15 protein-coding genes are annotated in these 15,896 nt (G+C 67.5%); 11 read left to right on the top strand and 4 right to left on the bottom strand.

Going from position 1 to position 15,896, the window contains the following annotated elements; all coding sequences use genetic code 11:
• Positions 1–65: 65 nt before the first annotated feature.
• The 4 genes from RAH39_RS05120 to RAH39_RS05105 all read right to left on the bottom strand — a co-directional run bounded on the left by RAH39_RS05120 (position 66) and on the right by RAH39_RS05105 (position 5,279).
• On the bottom strand, positions 66–512 hold the full coding sequence (locus tag RAH39_RS05120; RefSeq protein ID WP_306591729.1) for a hypothetical protein: 447 nt from the start codon (positions 510–512) through the stop codon (positions 66–68).
• 89 nt (positions 513–601) lie between these two features.
• On the bottom strand, positions 602–2,131 hold the full coding sequence (guaA, locus tag RAH39_RS05115; RefSeq protein WP_306591728.1) for a glutamine-hydrolyzing GMP synthase: 1,530 nt from the start codon (positions 2,129–2,131) through the stop codon (positions 602–604).
• Positions 2,132–2,211: 80 nt separating this feature from the next.
• On the bottom strand, positions 2,212–4,362 hold the full coding sequence (gene glyS, locus RAH39_RS05110; protein WP_306591727.1) for a glycine--tRNA ligase subunit beta: 2,151 nt from the start codon (positions 4,360–4,362) through the stop codon (positions 2,212–2,214).
• Entirely contained in the window at positions 4,359–5,279 is a 921-nt protein-coding gene (locus RAH39_RS05105; RefSeq protein WP_306591726.1) for a glycine--tRNA ligase subunit alpha, read from the bottom strand. The genes glyS and RAH39_RS05105 overlap by 4 nt, the downstream gene beginning before the upstream one ends.
• 185 nt (positions 5,280–5,464) lie before the next feature.
• Between RAH39_RS05105 and RAH39_RS05100 the strand changes: the two genes are divergently transcribed.
• The 11 genes from RAH39_RS05100 to RAH39_RS05050 all read left to right on the top strand — a co-directional run bounded on the left by RAH39_RS05100 (position 5,465) and on the right by RAH39_RS05050 (position 15,746).
• Positions 5,465–6,412 carry a carbamate kinase gene (locus RAH39_RS05100; RefSeq protein ID WP_306591725.1) on the top strand — a complete coding sequence of 316 codons (948 nt, stop codon included), beginning with the start codon at positions 5,465–5,467 and terminating at the stop codon, positions 6,410–6,412.
• Positions 6,413–6,434: 22 nt separating this feature from the next.
• On the top strand, positions 6,435–6,728 hold the full coding sequence (locus RAH39_RS05095) for a YciI family protein (protein ID WP_306591724.1): 294 nt from the start codon (positions 6,435–6,437) through the stop codon (positions 6,726–6,728).
• Positions 6,729–7,102: 374 nt separating this feature from the next.
• Positions 7,103–8,830, top strand: coding sequence for a methyl-accepting chemotaxis protein (locus tag RAH39_RS05090; protein ID WP_306591723.1), 1,728 nt, complete (start codon positions 7,103–7,105; stop codon positions 8,828–8,830).
• A gap of 10 nt (positions 8,831–8,840) precedes the next feature.
• The gene (locus RAH39_RS05085) at positions 8,841–9,338 is read left to right on the top strand and encodes a chemotaxis protein CheW (protein WP_306591722.1); all 498 of its coding nucleotides are present in this window, start codon (positions 8,841–8,843) and stop codon (positions 9,336–9,338) included.
• Between the two features lie 6 nt (positions 9,339–9,344).
• The gene (locus RAH39_RS05080; protein ID WP_306591721.1) at positions 9,345–9,662 is read left to right on the top strand and encodes an STAS domain-containing protein; all 318 of its coding nucleotides are present in this window, start codon (positions 9,345–9,347) and stop codon (positions 9,660–9,662) included.
• Positions 9,659–10,738, top strand: a complete 1,080-nt coding sequence (locus RAH39_RS05075) for a methyl-accepting chemotaxis protein (RefSeq protein WP_306591720.1) — start codon at positions 9,659–9,661, stop codon at positions 10,736–10,738. The genes RAH39_RS05080 and RAH39_RS05075 overlap by 4 nt, the downstream gene beginning before the upstream one ends.
• Positions 10,739–10,750: 12 nt before the next feature.
• Positions 10,751–11,113, top strand: a complete 363-nt coding sequence (locus RAH39_RS05070; protein WP_306591719.1) for a response regulator — start codon at positions 10,751–10,753, stop codon at positions 11,111–11,113.
• A 7-nt stretch (positions 11,114–11,120) separates the two neighbouring features.
• A complete protein-coding gene (locus RAH39_RS05065) occupies positions 11,121–13,217 on the top strand; it encodes a chemotaxis protein CheA (protein WP_306591718.1) in 2,097 nt (698 codons plus the stop codon).
• On the top strand, positions 13,214–14,074 hold the full coding sequence (locus tag RAH39_RS05060) for a CheR family methyltransferase (protein ID WP_306591717.1): 861 nt from the start codon (positions 13,214–13,216) through the stop codon (positions 14,072–14,074). The genes RAH39_RS05065 and RAH39_RS05060 overlap by 4 nt, the downstream gene beginning before the upstream one ends.
• Positions 14,071–14,685 (top strand): chemoreceptor glutamine deamidase CheD, encoded by a 615-nt coding sequence (gene cheD / locus RAH39_RS05055; RefSeq protein WP_306591716.1) that lies wholly within the window; start codon positions 14,071–14,073, stop codon positions 14,683–14,685. The genes RAH39_RS05060 and cheD overlap by 4 nt, the downstream gene beginning before the upstream one ends.
• On the top strand, positions 14,682–15,746 hold the full coding sequence (locus tag RAH39_RS05050) for a protein-glutamate methylesterase/protein-glutamine glutaminase (RefSeq protein ID WP_306591715.1): 1,065 nt from the start codon (positions 14,682–14,684) through the stop codon (positions 15,744–15,746). The genes cheD and RAH39_RS05050 overlap by 4 nt, the downstream gene beginning before the upstream one ends.
• Positions 15,747–15,896 lie beyond the last annotated feature (150 nt).

Raw genomic sequence — 15,896 nt, 5'->3', positions numbered from 1 at the left:
CGCTCTCCGCTTTCCGCCTCAACGGCTTCCGCGGGAGCGATCTCAAGTTTTCCGGAGGATCGCCCTCAGCGGGCCCATTCCAGGGAATCCCGCTTCGCCTGGTAGTGGGCGCCCAGGTCCAGGGAGATGGCCCGCTCGCACAGCTCCAGGGCCCGGTGGAAGTCGCCCAGTTCGCTGTGGGCCTGGATGCCCCGCTCGAAACAGGTCAGGCCCTCCACCATCCGGCGGTAGCCGTGGGGAAAGGCCTCCTCCACCTCCGGAAGGAGGGCGAGCGCCGCGTCCACCGAGGCCGCGCAGGCCTCCCATTGCCCAAGCTGGGCCTGGGCATCGGCCGTCAGGTCGTAGGCCACCGCCTTCACCGCATTGGGCAGGCTGCCCTGGCCCTCGAAGGTGCGCCGCAGGTACTTGAGCGCCGCCTCCGGCCCGCTGAAGGCCGCCTCCCGGTGACCCGCCAGCAGGTCCTCCAGGATCTCCTTCACCGATTTGCGGACGGGTTCTTGTCGCTTGGCCATGAAACCTCTTTGCCACGGATGAACACGGATGAACGCAGATGGGAAACACGGGGATTCATCCGTGTCCCTCCGCGTTCATCCGGGGCCGATTATTCGTATTCGATGGTCGCCGGGGGCTTGGAGGTGATGTCGAAGACGACGCGGTTGATGCCCTTCACCTCGTTCACGATGCGCTGGGCGATCTTCTCCAGCAGGTCGTGGGGGAGGCGCGCCCAGTCCGCGGTCATGAAGTCCTCGCTGGTGACGGCACGGAGGGCGCAGATGGCCTCGTAGGTGCGCTCGTCGCCCATGATGCCCACGGTCTGGACGGGCAGCAGAACGGCGAAGGCCTGGCTGGTCTTCGCGTACCAGCCACTCTCCCGCAGCTCCTGGAGGAAGATGGCGTCGGCGTTCTGGAGGATGGCCACCCGCTCCCGGGTGATGGCGCCCGGGAGGCGCACCGCTAGGCCCGGACCGGGGAAGGGGTGCCGCTGGTTCATCTCCTCGGGCAGGCCCAAGGCGAGGCCCGTGGCGCGGACCTCGTCCTTGAACAGCTCGCGGAGCGGCTCCACCAGCTTCAGCTTCATGCGCTCGGGAAGCCCGCCCACGTTGTGGTGGGACTTCACCAGGATGGCGCCGCCGATGCCGCTGGATTCGATCACGTCGGGGTAGGTGGTGCCCTGGCCCAGGAAGTCCGCGCGCACCGCGCCGGCCTCGCGCTCGAAGACCTCGATGAACTTCCCGCCGATGATCTTCCGCTTCCGCTCGGGATCGGTGACGTCCTGCAGAGCGCCCAGGAACTCGTCGGAAGCGTCGATCCACCGGACGTTCAGCTCGAAGGGCGCGAAGTAGGCCTGGACCTGCGTCATCTCGTCCTTGCGCATCAGCCCGTGGTCCACGAAGACGCAGGTCAGGCGCTTGCCGATCGCCTTGTGCAGCAGCAGGGCCGCCACGCTGGAATCCACGCCGCCGCTGAGCCCCAGGACGACGGTCCCGTCGCCCACCTGCTGTCGGATGGCGCGGACCTTCTCCTCGATGAAGTTGCCGGCGTTCCAATCCAGGGCCATCCCGCAGGACTTGAGGAAGTTCAGGAGGAGCGGCGTGCCCTGGGCGCTGTGGGTCACTTCGGGGTGGAACTGGATGCCGTAGATCCGGCGCGCCGCGTTCTCCATGGCGGCCACGGGCACCCCGGGCGTCTTTGCTGTCACGGCGAAGCCCTCGGGCGCCACTTCCACGTGATCCCCGTGGCTCATCCACACCTGCTGGGCGTGGGGCAGGCCTTCGAACAGCAGGGAAGTCTCCGGCGAGGCGGTGATCTCGGCCTTGCCGTACTCCCGGCTGGTGGCGCGGTGGAGCTGCCCGCCCAGGTTCCGGGCCAGGATCTGCTGGCCGTAGCAGATGCCCAAGATGGGCACGCCCAGGTCCAGGATGGCCATGTCCAGCTCCGGCGCCCCGGGCTCCAGCACGGAATTGGGACCGCCCGACAGGATCACGCCCTTCAGGTCGGCCCCCGCGATCTCCGCCGCCGAGGTTCCACTGTTGTAGACCAGCCCGAAGGCGCCCAGCTCCCGCAGGCGCCGCGTGATCAGCCGGGTGTACTGGCTGCCGTAGTCGATGATCGCGATGCGTTCGTGGTGCATGGGAACCTCAGATGGAACAAGAAACCGCAGATGGCGCTGATGTCACAGATGGAAGCGGATTCATCTGCGGTTGAAGGTCGCTACTGCCAAAGGCTGAAATCCGCCACGCGCAGGAAGGCCAGACGGAAGCGGTGCAGGAGGCTGAGGCGGGCGGCGCGGAGGGCCGGGTCGTCGCACTTCACCATCACGGCGCTGAAGAAGGCTTCCAGGGGCTGGGCGAGGTTCGCCAGGGCCGCGAGGAGTTCCTTCCGATCGGCGGTGCCTTCCAATTTGGCGAGTTCATCCGCCAGGACGCGCTCCTCCGCTTGCTGGAGGAGAGTCCGGTCGAAATCAGCGGCGGGCGTCTCGTCCTTTAGGATGTTCCCGATCCGCTTGGCGCTCTGGGCGAGGCTGGCGAAGCGGGCATCCTCGGCGAAAGCGGACAGGGCTTCGCAGCGGGCCTTGAGATCCCCCAGGTCCTCCCACCCTGCGGCCAGGGCCGACCGGCGGACGGAGCCGGCGTAGCCGGCCACTTCGAGCTGGTAGGCGACACGGTCCTTGAAGAAGGCCAGCAGGGCCTCCCGGGTTTCGGCCTCGGGCTGGGTGGCCTTGGCGCCCACGGCCTTCAAACCGGCGGCGATGAGATCGATCGGGGACAGCGGCCAGCCCCGCTCCCACAGGATGCGCACGATGCCCTGCCCCGCCCGCCGCAGCGCCAGGGGATCCTTCGATCCGCTGGGGATCAGGCCCACGGCGAAGCAGCCCGTTACCGTGTCCAGCTTGTCGCAGAGGGACAGCAAGCCGCCCAGAGGCGTGCCGGGGATGGCGTCGTCGGCGCCGATGGGGCGGTAGTGCTCCGTGACCGCCTGCCAGACCTCCTCGTGGACGCCCTCGTGCTTGAGATACTCGCCGCCCATGACGCCCTGGAGTTCGGGAAATTCGCCCACCATCAGGGTCCGCAGGTCGCACTTGGCGAGGCGCGCGGCCTCAGCGGCCCGCTCGATGTGGGCAGCGTCCGTGGACAGCTTTCCGGCGAGCGCCCGCGCCAGGACAGCCACCCGCTCGGTCTTCTCGAAATAGCTCCCCAGTTCCCGCTGGAAAGTGAGGGCCTTGAGCCGCTCCAATCGGTCAGCCAGCGGGTGCTTGCGGTCCTCGGCGAAGAAGAACCGAGCGTCGTAGAGCCGAGCCTTCAGCACCCACTCGTTGCCCGCCTTCACGAAACCGGCGGGATCGTCCACGCGGTTGGCCGCAGTGAGGAAGAAGGGCAGCAGGGCGCCATCCGGCCCCTCGATGCAGAAGCTCTTCTGGTGCTCGCGGAGGCTGGTGACCAGCACTTCCTTGGGCAATTCCAGGAAATTGGCGGGGAACTCGCCCCGCACGATCTTGGGGAACTCCACGATCTCCGCCAGCGTGTCCAGCAGCTCCGCATCGGCCACCACGCGCCCGCCGACCTCAGCCGCCAGCGAGTCCAGCTGCGCGGCGATGCGATCGCGGCGGACCTCCACGCTCACCACCACGCCCGCCGCTTCCAGCGCGGCCTCATAGGCTTCGGGCGCCGCAACCGTCACTGCTTCGGGATGATCGCGGTGGTAGAGGCGATGGCCCCAGGTACTGTTGGTGGCCGTCACACCGTCCACCGTGATGGGTACGACCTGCTCCCCGAATAGGCAGAGGATGTTGCGGATGGGCCGCACGAACTCGAACTCGGAACGGCCCCAGCGCATGGCCTTGGGCACGTGCAGACCCGCGATCAGCTTGGGCAGCATCTCCGCCAGCAGGTCCACCGTGGGCCGGCCCGGCTTCGTGACTGTCACCACCGCACAGGGTTCTTTCTTCCCGGCCGGTTGCTCGAACCGCACCGCCGAGAAATCCACGCCCCATTTCTCCGCGAACTTCAGTCCCTGGATGGTCGCTCTGCCACCCTCCTCCACGCACATCCGCTGGGGCGGACCAATCTGAATCTCTGTCTGATCGGGCTGCTGAATGGGGAGGAATTCAATCAGCCAAGCAAGTTTTCGTGGCGAATAGCAATAGCTAAAAAGAGCAGTGGGGTCTACGCCCTCAGGAAATGGTTCAAATTGGTCAGCTGGCCAATCCGAACCAATTTCACCGCGACGCTGAATTGGATGCCTCAATGTCTCGTCAACGAACTGATTCAACTTGCTAGCAAGTTCTTCACTCAGAGGGTTCAGAAACCGCGCCGGAATCTCCTCGCAATGCAGTTCCAGCAGGAAGGTCTTCGTGCCGCTCACTTCGCACCTCCCTTCCCGGCTTTCGCATCTGCGGCATCGGCGCCATCTGCGGTTTCAAATTCCAGATACGCCTTGGCACACCCGCAGGCCAGGTCGCGCACGCGCTTGATGATGCCGGGCCGCTCGGTAGTGCTCACGGCGCCACGGGCATCGAGGACGTTGAAGGTGTGGCTCATCTTGAGGGCCTGCTCGTAGGCGCTGAGGAAGTGGCCGTGGTCCTTGAGCAGGCGCCAGCCCTCCTTTTCGTGGGCGTCGAACAGGGTGCGGTGCAGGTCCAGGTCCGCGTGCTCGAAGCTGTAGGCGGACAGCTCGAACTCCTCGCGCTGGCGCATCTGGCCGTAGGTGACGGGGAACACGCCGTCGTCGGTCTTCACCTCGCCGTGCACCAAGTCGAAGATGTTGTCGTAGCCGCCCAGGAACATGCAGATGCGCTCGATGCCGTAGGTCAGCTCGGCGCTCACGGGCCGGCAGTCCAGGCCGCCCACCTGCTGGAAGTAGGTGAACTGGCTGATCTCCATCCCGTCCAGCACCACCTGCCACCCCACGCCCCAGGCGCCCAGCGACGGCGATTCCCAGTTGTCCTCCTCGAAGCGGAGGTCGTGCTTGGTGAGGTCGATCCCGAGGGCCTCCAGGCTCTCGATGTAGAGGTCCTGCACCTTGGCGGGGCTGGGCTTGAGGATCACCTGGAACTGGAGGTGCTTGTAGACCCGGAAGGGGTTCTCGCCGTAGCGGCCGTCCGCCGGGCGCCGCGAGGGCTCCACGTAGGCCACGTTCCAGGGCTTGCTCCCCAGCGCCCCGAAGAACGTGAGGGGATTCATCGTGCCCGCGCCCTTTTCCAGATCGTAGGGCTGGCCGACGAGACAACCCCGGTCGGCCCAAAACCGCTGAAGGCGGAGGATGAGTTCCTGGATATGCATGGGGGCTCGCCAAAACGAGTATTCTAGCGGGTTTTAGCCATTCCCGTAAGCGGAAGCGGAGCGGGAACGACCACCTTCCCAGAGGAAATCCTTTCCGCTTCGTCAAGGATTGACTCGGTATCCCCGTCGCCGTGATGGCCGGCATCCGGCCGCCTTGCTAGAATCCCGCTTTCCCGGGGTTCCGCATGACCCGAAAAATCGCGCTCCTGGCCATCGGCGGCAACGCTCTCCTTAAGGAGAAGGAACGCGGGCTCCAGGAGGAGCAGCTGGAGAACGCCCGGGAAACGGCGGAGATGCTGGCCCGGGTGGTGGCGGAGGGCTACGCCCTGTGCGTGGTGCATGGGAACGGCCCCCAGGTGGGCAACCTGCTGATCCAGCAGGAGGCCGGCTCGGGCCAGATCCCGCCCTACACCCTGGACATCTGCGGGGCCATGACCCAGGGCTCCATGGGCTACATGCTGGAGCGGATGCTGATCAACCGCCTGCGCTTCCTGAAGCTGAACGCGCCGGTGACCTCGGTCCTGACCGAAGTGGTGGTGGACAAGGAGGACCGCGGCTTCCAGGACCCGACCAAGCCCGTGGGCCCGTTCTATCCGGAGTTCCGCGCCCTGGAGCTGATGCGGTCCAAGCGCTGGAAGATGAAGGAGGATTCTGGCCGGGGCTGGCGGAAGGTGGTGCCCTCGCCCCGCCCGCTGGAGATCGTCCAGCTCGGCGCCATCAAGACGCTCCTCGAGTCCGGCAGTTCCGTCATCGCCGGCGGCGGAGGCGGCATCCCCGTGATCCGGGACGCCAGCGGATTCCTGGTGGGGGTGGAAGCGGTCATCGACAAGGACCGGCTCAGCGCCCTGCTGGCGGCCCAGCTCCAGGCGGAGCTGTTCATCATCCTCACGGGCGTGGCCAAGGTGGCCCTCGATTTCGGGAAGCCCACCCAGCGCTGGGTGGATCGCCTCACCGCCAGCGAGGCCCGGCGGCACCTGGCCGAGGGGCAGTTCCCCCCCGGCAGCATGGGGCCCAAGATCGAGAGCGCCCTGGCCTATCTGGAGGGGGGCGGGCGCGAGGTGCTGATCACCACCGCGGAGGCCCTGGCCACCGAGGATCCGGGCACCGTGGGGACCCGCATCGTGAGAGACTAGAGGGTCTTCAAAGGAACCCCTCATGTACGCGCTCGTCCTCGTCCGCTACCGCCGCCCCATCTCCGAGATCGAGGCCGTGACCGACGCCCACCGCGTCTACCTCCGCGACCTGCAGGAGAAGGGCGTGGTCGTCGCCTCGGGCCCGCTGGACCCGCGCTTCGGCGGGATGTGGCTGGTGCGCGTCTCCGACGAAACCCCCCTCGCCGACCTGGACGCCCTCCGCAACGGCGATCCCTTCTATCAGCAGGGCCTGGCCAACTACGACCTCCTCCCCTGGAACGTGATGCAGGGCAAGGAAGGCCTCGACCGAATCTAAAAGGGACTTCCACTCAGAAAAGGGCCGGCCTCGTCCGGCCCTTTTTGTTTGGCAAAAAACGGCCACATTCTTCGTCCGGCCTGGGATAGCAAAATATCGATTATTTTTGGATATTAAAGCCTCTTAATTTCAAATACAAATCAATCAGGTCAAAGAGAATCATATAATTGTGATGGATATCACATATCGATGATCTATAACTCAGAACCTTCTTTTGTACGCCGATGAGCCCCATCGAGTTGAATTATTCAATAGCAGATCTCCCTTTGCCGATTGGCTCATCCAAGTAGAAAAATCGGTCGCGCTTATTTTCGTCCATCTTTTTTCTTGAGGCCGCCCCGCCCATCCCCCGCCCCCTCCCGAGAGGAGCCCGCATGCTCGGCAACCTGAAAATCGGTACCCGCCTCACCCTGGCCTTTTCCCTCATCCTGCTGCTGCTGCTGCTGGTGGCCGGCGTGGGGATGAACCGGATGAGCGTCATCGCGAGCAACACGAGCGACATCGTCACGCACTACAACAAGCAGCTGGAGGACATCAACACGATGTCGGAGCAGAGCGCCCTCGTGGCCCGCATGCTCCGGACCACCCTCCTCATGGACAACATCCCGGACCGGAAGGACAATTTCGAGCGCATCAGCAAGGCCCGGGACACCTACGAGGCCGCCTCCAAGCGCCTGGAAGAGAGCCTGTGGAGCGCCGAGTCCAAGGCCCTTTTCGCCAAGGTCCAGGAAAGCCACTTCAAGGTCCGCCAGGCCAATCAGAAGACCCTGGAAGCCTCTCTGGGCGGCCGGGACAAGGACGCGGTCCGTTTCCTCTTCGAGGAAGTGCGGGGGGCGGATCGGGCCCTGGAAGCCGACGTCGCCAACGCTGTCCACTTCTTCAACGCAGCCATCACCAAGCGTTATGACGCCGCCATGGCCAGCCATAACCAGGCGGTGGTGATCGTCACCATCTGCTCGGGCCTCGCGCTGGTCCTGGGCGGGCTTTTGGCCTTCACCATCACCCGCGGGATCACCCGGCCCCTGCAGGCCGTGGGCGCGGTGATCGAGACGGTGGCCCAGGGCGACCTCACCCAGCGCGTGGAGATCGACTCCACGGACGAACTGGGCGAACTGGGGCGGATCCTCAACACCACCAACGAGGGCCTGCGGGAGATGGTCCTGCAGATCCAGGAAAGCGCTCTGGCCATCTCCACCGCCTCGGGCGAGATCTCCGTGGGCAACACCGACCTGAGCCGCCGCACGGAAGAACAGGCCGCCAGCCTCGAAGAGACCGCCAGCAGCATGGAGCAGATCACCAGCAACGTGAACCAGACGGCGGACAACGCCCGCTCCGCCAACCAGGAGTCCGGCAAGGCCCGCCAGGTGGCCCAGGACGGCGGCACCGCCGTGGGCCAGGTCATCGAGGCCATGGAGGCCATCAACCAGAGTTCCGCCAAGATCAACGAGATCATCGGCGTGGTGGACGAGATCGCCTTCCAGACCAACCTCCTCGCCCTGAATGCGGCGGTGGAAGCCGCCCGGGCCGGCGAGCAGGGACGCGGGTTCGCGGTGGTGGCGGCGGAAGTCCGGAACCTCGCCAAGCGCAGCGCCGACGCGGCCAAGGAGATCAAGGGCCTGATCCGGGACAGCGTGTCCAAATCCCAGGACGGCACCAAGGTGGCCGCCCACGCCGGCGACACCATCCGCGAGGTGGTGGCCAACGTCCAGCGCGTGACCAGCCTGGTGGGCGAGATCGCGGCGGCCACGCAGGAGCAGAGCGCGGGATTGAACGAGATCAACAAGGCCGTGGTCCAGATGGACGAGGTCACCCAGCAGAATGCGGCCCTGGTGGAGGAATCCGCCGCGGCCGCCGAGTCCCTGGACGCCCAGGCCCACGCGCTGACGGAGGTCGTGGCCCGCTTCAAGACGGGTCTGGAAGTGCGGCGGCCCGAAGCCAGCCGCGCCCGGCCCCTCGCCCCCCACCATGCCGCCGCGCCCCGTTCCGCGGCCAAGCCCTCCCTCGGGGCGAAGCGGACCCCCGCCCGCCCCGAACTCGGCGCCTCGAAACAGCCCCTGCCCACGCCCAAGGACGACGACGACGGCCAGTGGGAAGCCTTCTGAGGAGTCGCCCATGGCCGCCGCCGACAGCAGCTTCCACGGAACCCAGCAGGTCCTGTGCTTCGTCCTGGCGGGCGAGGCCTACGCCCTACCCATCCTCAAGGTCCGCGAGATCCAGGCCCAGGCCGCCATCACGCGCATCCCCGAGGCTCCCGAGTACATGCCCGGGGTGATCAACCTCCGCGGGGCCATCGTCCCCATCCTGGAGTTGAGGCGCCGCTTCGCCCTGGGCGAGGCCCCTCCGGACGCCCGGCCAGTCATCGTCATCGTCGAAGTCCAGGGGCGCACCCTGGGGATCCGGGTGGATGCGGTCTCCGACGTGCTGGACCTCGATCCGTCCGCCATCCGCCCCGCCCCCGAACTCGGCGCCCAGACGGCCCTGGGCCGGGAGTTCATCGCGGGCCTGGCCTCGCTTCCGGGCGCCACGGGGGCGGACGCCATGCTGATCCTCCTCGACCTCGACCGCCTGCTGTCGGACGGCGAGCTGTTCGCCCTCGACGCCTCCTCCTGATCCGCCATGGCCGACTCCTTCCCGCCCCCCGACTCCGATTCCGCCGCCGGCCCCCTTCTCCTGGAAGGGGACCTGGACATCTTCGCCATCCAGGACCAGTGGGAGTGGCTCGCGCCCTGGACCGCCTCCGAGGAGCAGCCGCTTCCCCTGGATCTCTCCGGCCTCGGGGACATCGACCTGTCCGGGTTCCAGCTCCTGGCCGCCGCAGCCCAGACCCTGCACACCAAGGGCCATCGACTGGTCCTGACGGGCCTCAAGGAGGAATGGCGGAGCCGTCTCACCCTGCTGGGCTTGGCGGATCTCCTGGAAGGAGCTTCCTCATGAAGTGGTGGTCCGGCACCCCCGACGCGCCTCCGCAGGCGCTGTCCGCGCCGGCGGCACCGCCGGAGGCCGCTTCCGGCGATGCCGGGATGACGGCCGCGCTCCAACAGCTGGCCGGTCGCGAGGCCGCGATGCTGGAGGGCCAGGTGGACTTCCTGAGCAACGAGCTGACCCAGGCCGACAACCTCGTGCGGGAGGCCGCCTCCACCGTGGAAGCCGCGCTTAAAAGCCTCGACCAGGGCGTGGACCAGCAGCACCGGCTGGCCGAAGCCGTCCTGGAGTGCATGGGGACGGGCTCCGAAGGCGCGTCCGCGGATCAGGCGGGCGGCGGGTTCGGGACCGCGATCGTGGGGACCCTCGACACCTTCGTGAAGCACATGCTCGACATTTCCGAGTCGTCCACGCGCTTCGCCGCGGAGATCGAGGACATCCGCGACCGCGCGGCCCACATGGAGGACATGCTGGGCGAGCTGTCGGAGATCGCCGGGCGCACCCATCTTTTGTCCCTCAACGCCACCATCGAGGCCGCCCACGCCCGCCAGTTCGGCGCCGGGTTCGCCATCGTGGCGGGCGAAGTGTCCAAACTGGCGGACCGCAGCACGGCGCTCAGCTCCATCATCCACGAGCAGATCAGCGGCACCCGCCAGGCCCTGGAGCGGACGGATGCCCTGGTCCAGTCCATCGTCAGCAAGGACGTGGGGGTGGCCCTGCGGTCCAAGGACGAGTCCGAAGTGGTGATCCGCACCCTGGAGACGAACAACGCCAAGGCGCAGGAGCTGGTGGGCCAGCTGGAAGCCAACGCCGGCGGCATCGCCCAGCAGGTGAGCCACGTGGTGCGCAGCCTCCAGTTCGAGGACCTGGTCCATCAGACCCTGATGGCCTGCCTCCAGGAGCTGCAAAACCTGCTGGAACAGGCGGGCGCGTGGCGGGCCTTCGAGGCCCGGCTGGCCGCGGGCGCCGACGGGGTGGAGGCCATCGCCTCGCTCCACGAAGTCCTGGGCCAGGTGGAAGCCGCCCGGGTGCAGTTCAAGGCAGTGAAGCGCGGCGATCTCGTCGCGGGCGATGTCGATCTCTTCTAGGGGCTTGATCCGATGGGCAAATGCATTCTCACCGTGGACGATTCGAGCACGATGCGGCAGATGATCACCTTCACCCTGAAAGGGGCGAACTTTGACGTCCTGGAGGCTTCCGACGGCGTGGAGGCGCTGGAGGTGGCCCAGGGCAAGCAGCTGTCCCTGGTCATCACGGACGTGAACATGCCCCGCATGGACGGGATCACGCTGGTGCAGCGACTCCGGGCCCTCCCCGAATTCCGGTTCACGCCCATCCTCGTGCTCACGACCGAGGCGCGCGGGGACATCAAGCAGAAGGGGAAAGAGGCCGGCGCCACGGGGTGGATCGTCAAGCCCTTCAGTCCCGAGAAGCTCCTCGAGGTCGTGAACAAGGTCATCTGAGGTTCCCATGTCCGATCCCATGCAGCAATTTCGCGAGGCCTTCTTCGAAGAGGCCGCCGAGCTGGCGGACGGCATGGAAGCGACCCTGCTCTCCCTCGATCTCGACGCCATCGAGGTGGAGGATCTGCACACGCTGTTCCGGGGCGCCCATTCCATCAAGGGGAACGCCGGGACCTTCGGGTTTCCGGAGGTCGCCGCCTTCACCCATGAGCTGGAGAACACCCTGGAGCCGGTGCGGAAGGGCACCCGGGCGATGACCTCCGACCTGCGCGAGCTGCTGCTCCAGGGCGTGGACCTCATCCGCAGCCACCTGCACCACGCCCGCCAGGAGGAGCCGCTGCCCGCGAAGGAAGTGCGGACCCAGGAGGCGCTGGTGGCGAAGCTCCAGGCCCGGGAGGCCGCGCCGCCGCCGGAGCCCCTCGCCAAAGCCATGGCCCAAGCCGCCGCCAAGGCCCACAGCGGCACCGGCTTCGCCATCCGGTTCGAGGCCCCTTCGGACGCCTTCCGCCGCGGCATCAACCTGGAGCGCCTGTTCCGCGACCTGGGGAAGCTGGGACATCTCCGGACGTGGCTGGACCTCTCCCGCCTTCCCCCCTTCGACCAGCTGGATCCCGAGGATTGCCACATGGCCTGGGACCTCCGCCTGGAGACCTCGGCGCCCCTGGCGGACGTGGAGGAGGTCTTCGAGTTCGTGGCCGAGGGCGACAACCTCCAGATCCAGCCCCTGGCCCCCGAAGGCGCCGTCCCGCCCCTGGGAGAGATCCTGCAGGTGGAAGCGGGCGTGAGCCCCAAGGACATCCGCGAAGCGCTGTCGCACCAGAAGCACCTCGGCGAACTCCTCGTGGAAGCGGGGAAGGTGAAGCCCGAGGCCGTCACCAAGGCTCTGGACCGCCAGCAGTCCAAGCGGCACCAGGCCGAAGCCTCCACCGTGCGCGTGGCCACCGAGAAGATCGACCGGCTGGTGAACCTCGTGGGCGAACTGGTCATCACCCAGGCCATGCTGGCCCAGGCTTCCCAGGCCTCGCACGTGCCGGCCAGCGAGGAGCGGATGAACGCCGCCCTCCTGCAACTCGACCGGCAGACCCGCGAGCTGCAGGAGCGGGTGATGGGCATCCGGATGGTGCCCGTGGAGATGGTGTTCTCGCGCTTCCCCCGCATGGTCCACGAACTGGGCCGGCAGTTGGGCAAGGAGGTGGAACTGGGGATGGAGGGCCAGGCCACCGAACTGGACAAGACCTTCATCGAGATGCTGGTGGATCCCCTGACCCACCTCGTCCGGAACGCGGTGGACCACGGGATGGAGGCCACGGAGGCCCGCATCGCCGCGGGCAAGCCCGCCGGCGGGACCATCCTGCTCCGCGCGTCCAGCCGCGGCGGCCACATCCACATCGAAGTGAAGGACGACGGCCAGGGACTGGATCCCGAGCGCATCCTGCGGAAGGCCGTGGAGCGGGGCCTCGTCGCGCCCGGCGCCCGGCCCTCGGACGACGAGCTGAACCTGCTGATCTTCGAGCCCGGCTTCTCCACCAAGGATCAGGTCTCGGACCTGTCCGGCCGCGGCGTGGGGATGGACGTGGTCCGCCAGAACGTGCGCGCCCTGGGGGGCCGCATCGAAGTGGAGAGCGGGGTGAACCGCGGCACCACCATCCGCCTGGTGCTGCCGCTCACCCTGGCCATCCTCGACGGCCTGACGGTGCGTGTGGGCCAGGAGACCTTCGTGTTCCCCCTGGCGTCGGTGCTGGAGAGCTTCCAGTGCCGGGCCGAGGACGTGCGCACGGTGAAGGGCGATCGGGAGGTGATCAGCCTGCGGGGCGAGTTCATTCCCGTGGTGCGCCTCCAGCGCTTGCTGGAAGCCGCCCCCGGCGAGAGCGGCCGCGATCGCGCGCTGCTGGTCCTGGTGGAAACCGAGGGCCGGCGGGCCGCCATGATGGTGGACGAGCTGCTGGGCCAGCAGCAGGTGGTCATCAAGAGCCTGGAGACCCACTACCACCGCGTGGAGGGGATCTCCGGCGCCACCATCCTGGGCGATGGGCGCGTGGCCCTCATCCTGGACGTGCAGGGCCTCATGCGCCTCGAATCCGGCGCCGCCGCCGTGAAAGCATGAACCGGCCCGACGAACTCCCGCGGGAAAGCGTGGTCCTGGACCGGACGCCGCTGTCGCCGCGGACCTTCCAGGCCATCCGCAACCTGCTCTACGCCCATTCGGGAATCGCCCTGGCGCCCCACAAGCTGACCATGGTCCAGTCCCGCCTCGCCAAGCGCCTGCGGGTGCTCGGCCTGACGGACTACGAGAGCTACCTGGAGCGAGTGAGCGATCCGGCGTCCGAGGAGTGGGGCGAATTCATCAACGCCCTCACCACCAACCTCACCAGCTTCTTCCGCGAGGGCCACCACTTCACGCGGCTGGTGGAGCTGCTGGAGGCCCAGGGCCCTCCGCCCCTGGTGCGGGTATGGAGCGCCGGCTGCTCCACGGGCGAGGAGCCCTACACCCTCGCCATGACGCTGCACAAGGCCTTCGGGGGGATGTGCCGCATCGAGATCGTGGCCACGGACCTGGACACGTCCGTCCTGGAGACGGCGGCCCGGGGCGTGTACCCCCTCGCCCGCCTGGAGAACGTCGCCGAGCCGTGGAAGCACTTCGGCTTCCTCCGCGGCACGGGCCGGCAGGAGGGCCAGGTGCGGATCCGGCCGGAGCTCCGCGGGCTGATCACCTTCGAGCGCCTCAACCTCCTGGACCCCCGCTGGCCGCTGGGCAGCGGCCCCATCCACGCCATCTTCTGCCGCAACGTGATGATCTACTTCGACAAGCCCACCCAGCGGAACCTCCTCGCCCGCTTTCACCAGCGCCTGGAACGGGACGGGCTGCTGTTCGTGGGCCACTCGGAGGCGCTGCTGGACGCCGCGAGCGGGTTCCATCCGCTGGGCCAGACCGTCTACCAGCGGAAGGACGGCAAAGCATGACGTCTTCCCTCGCTCCCCTGGTCCAAGGCCGGGCCTCCAAGTACCTGGACCGCCATTTCAACCGGCAGGCCATGAAGATCCTGCCCGGCGAGTTCTACGCCACGGTGGACGACGAGGTGATCGTCACCGTCCTGGGGAGCTGCGTCACCGCCTGCCTGCTGGATCCCATCGCCATGGTGGGCGGGATGAACCACTTCATGCTGCCGCTACGGGGGGACGGCGAGCCCGATCCCGACGTGTTCTCCTCCGCCCGCTACGGCGCCGCCGCCATGGACTACCTCATCGACGACCTGGTCCTGCTGGGAGCCGAGCGCAGCCGCCTCGTGGCCAAGGCCTTCGGCGGGGGCCGCGTGGTCCGCGGCCTCCCCGACATCGGCGGCCAGAACATCGACTTCGTGCGCGGGTTCCTCCGCGACAAGGGGATCCCCCTCTGGAGCGAGGACATGGGCGGCACCCTTCCCCGCAAGATCTACTTCTTTCCCCACACGGGCCAGGTTCTCGTCAAGCGCATCCAACGCCTTCACAACGACACCATCTTCGACCGCGAGCGCGCCTACCTCTTCGACATGGCCTCGTCGCGGACCGAGGGGGGGACGGAGCTACCCACATGAACGCCAAGGTCAAATCCCGCGTCCTGGTGGTGGACGACAGCGCGCTGGTCCGCCAGACCCTGTCCTCCATCCTCGTCCGCCACGGCGGACTCGAAGTGGTGGGCTCCGCCCGCGATCCCTACGACGCGCGGGAGAAGATCAAGGAACTGGATCCCGACGTCCTCACCCTGGACGTGGAGATGCCACGCATGGACGGGCTCACCTTCCTCGGCAAACTGATGAAGGCCCATCCCCTGCCCGTGGTGATGCTGTCCAGCCTCACGGCCCAGGGCACGTCCACCGCGCTGGACGCCCTGGCGCTGGGGGCCGTGGACGTCATCGGCAAGCCCGTGCTGGACCAGGCCGCGGGGCTGGAGGCCATGGGGACCGAGATCGCCGAGACGGTCTACGCCGCGTCCCTGGCGAGGGTCCGCCCCCTCATGGCCTCGACGGCCGCCGCCGCGGGACCGGTCGCTCCCCTCTCCAGCGTGCGGAAGACCCGCAGCGGCCGCGCCCTCATCGCCGTGGGCGCCAGCACCGGGGGAACCGAGGCCCTGCGGCGCGTCTTCGAGACCATCCCCGGGAACCTTCCGCCCGTGGTCGTCGTTCAGCACATGCTTCCGGGCTTCATGCCCGCCTTCGCCGATCGCCTGGACCGCAGCTGCGCGGCCAAAGTGAAGGTTGCCGAGGACCACGAGACCCTCCAGTCCGGGACGGTGTATCTGGGCCCCAGCGGCTGCCACCTCACGGTGATCCGGCAGGGGGCGGGCCTCGCTGCCCACCTCCAGGTCGGCGAGCGGATCTCCCGCCACCTGCCCTCCGTGGACGCCCTTTTCCAGAGCGTCGCCGAGGCCTGCGGCCCCCACGCCCTGGGGGCGATCCTCACGGGCATGGGCGACGACGGCGCCCGCGGCCTCCTGGAGATGCGCCAGAAGGGCGCACGCACCCTCGGCCAGGACGAAGCCACCTGCGTGGTCTACGGAATGCCGCGGGCAGCCTGGTCGCGCGGGGCCGTCCAGGTCCAGGTCCCCCTGGCCGACGTCGCCCGCCACCTGGCTGAGTGGAGTTCAGTGGCCGTCTGAAGCCCAAGCTTTTCTTTTCACCACCAAGACACCAAGAACTGCATAAAGACACCGCTTTCTGTCTTTCTTGGCGTCTTGGCCCACTACCAACAAACTTACAACCAGGGATCAAGTAATCCACTCCAGCACTCCCTTCTTGGGAGTAGATCT

The sequence above is a fragment of the Geothrix sp. 21YS21S-4 genome, from assembly GCF_030845995.1.
In the GTDB taxonomy this organism is placed as follows: domain Bacteria; phylum Acidobacteriota; class Holophagae; order Holophagales; family Holophagaceae; genus Geothrix.
Note: the sequence above shows the minus strand (reverse complement) of the source record. Positions and strands in the feature narration are given on the sequence as shown.

Bases quoted from the DNA above. Each gene is read 5' to 3' on its own strand.
- RAH39_RS05120 (WP_306591729.1), bottom strand. From the start codon at position 512: ATGGCCAAGCGACAAGAACCCGTCCGCAAATCGGTGAAGGAGATCCTG.
- guaA (WP_306591728.1), bottom strand. From the start codon at position 2,131: ATGCACCACGAACGCATCGCGATCATCGACTACGGCAGCCAGTACACC.
- RAH39_RS05105 (WP_306591726.1), bottom strand. From the start codon at position 5,279: ATGCATATCCAGGAACTCATCCTCCGCCTTCAGCGGTTTTGGGCCGAC.
- RAH39_RS05100 (WP_306591725.1), top strand. From the start codon at position 5,465: ATGACCCGAAAAATCGCGCTCCTGGCCATCGGCGGCAACGCTCTCCTT.
- RAH39_RS05095 (WP_306591724.1), top strand. From the start codon at position 6,435: ATGTACGCGCTCGTCCTCGTCCGCTACCGCCGCCCCATCTCCGAGATC.
- RAH39_RS05090 (WP_306591723.1), top strand. From the start codon at position 7,103: ATGCTCGGCAACCTGAAAATCGGTACCCGCCTCACCCTGGCCTTTTCC.
- RAH39_RS05085 (WP_306591722.1), top strand. From the start codon at position 8,841: ATGGCCGCCGCCGACAGCAGCTTCCACGGAACCCAGCAGGTCCTGTGC.
- RAH39_RS05080 (WP_306591721.1), top strand. From the start codon at position 9,345: ATGGCCGACTCCTTCCCGCCCCCCGACTCCGATTCCGCCGCCGGCCCC.
- RAH39_RS05075 (WP_306591720.1), top strand. From the start codon at position 9,659: ATGAAGTGGTGGTCCGGCACCCCCGACGCGCCTCCGCAGGCGCTGTCC.
- RAH39_RS05070 (WP_306591719.1), top strand. From the start codon at position 10,751: ATGGGCAAATGCATTCTCACCGTGGACGATTCGAGCACGATGCGGCAG.
- RAH39_RS05065 (WP_306591718.1), top strand. From the start codon at position 11,121: ATGTCCGATCCCATGCAGCAATTTCGCGAGGCCTTCTTCGAAGAGGCC.
- RAH39_RS05060 (WP_306591717.1), top strand. From the start codon at position 13,214: ATGAACCGGCCCGACGAACTCCCGCGGGAAAGCGTGGTCCTGGACCGG.
- cheD (WP_306591716.1), top strand. From the start codon at position 14,071: ATGACGTCTTCCCTCGCTCCCCTGGTCCAAGGCCGGGCCTCCAAGTAC.
- RAH39_RS05050 (WP_306591715.1), top strand. From the start codon at position 14,682: ATGAACGCCAAGGTCAAATCCCGCGTCCTGGTGGTGGACGACAGCGCG.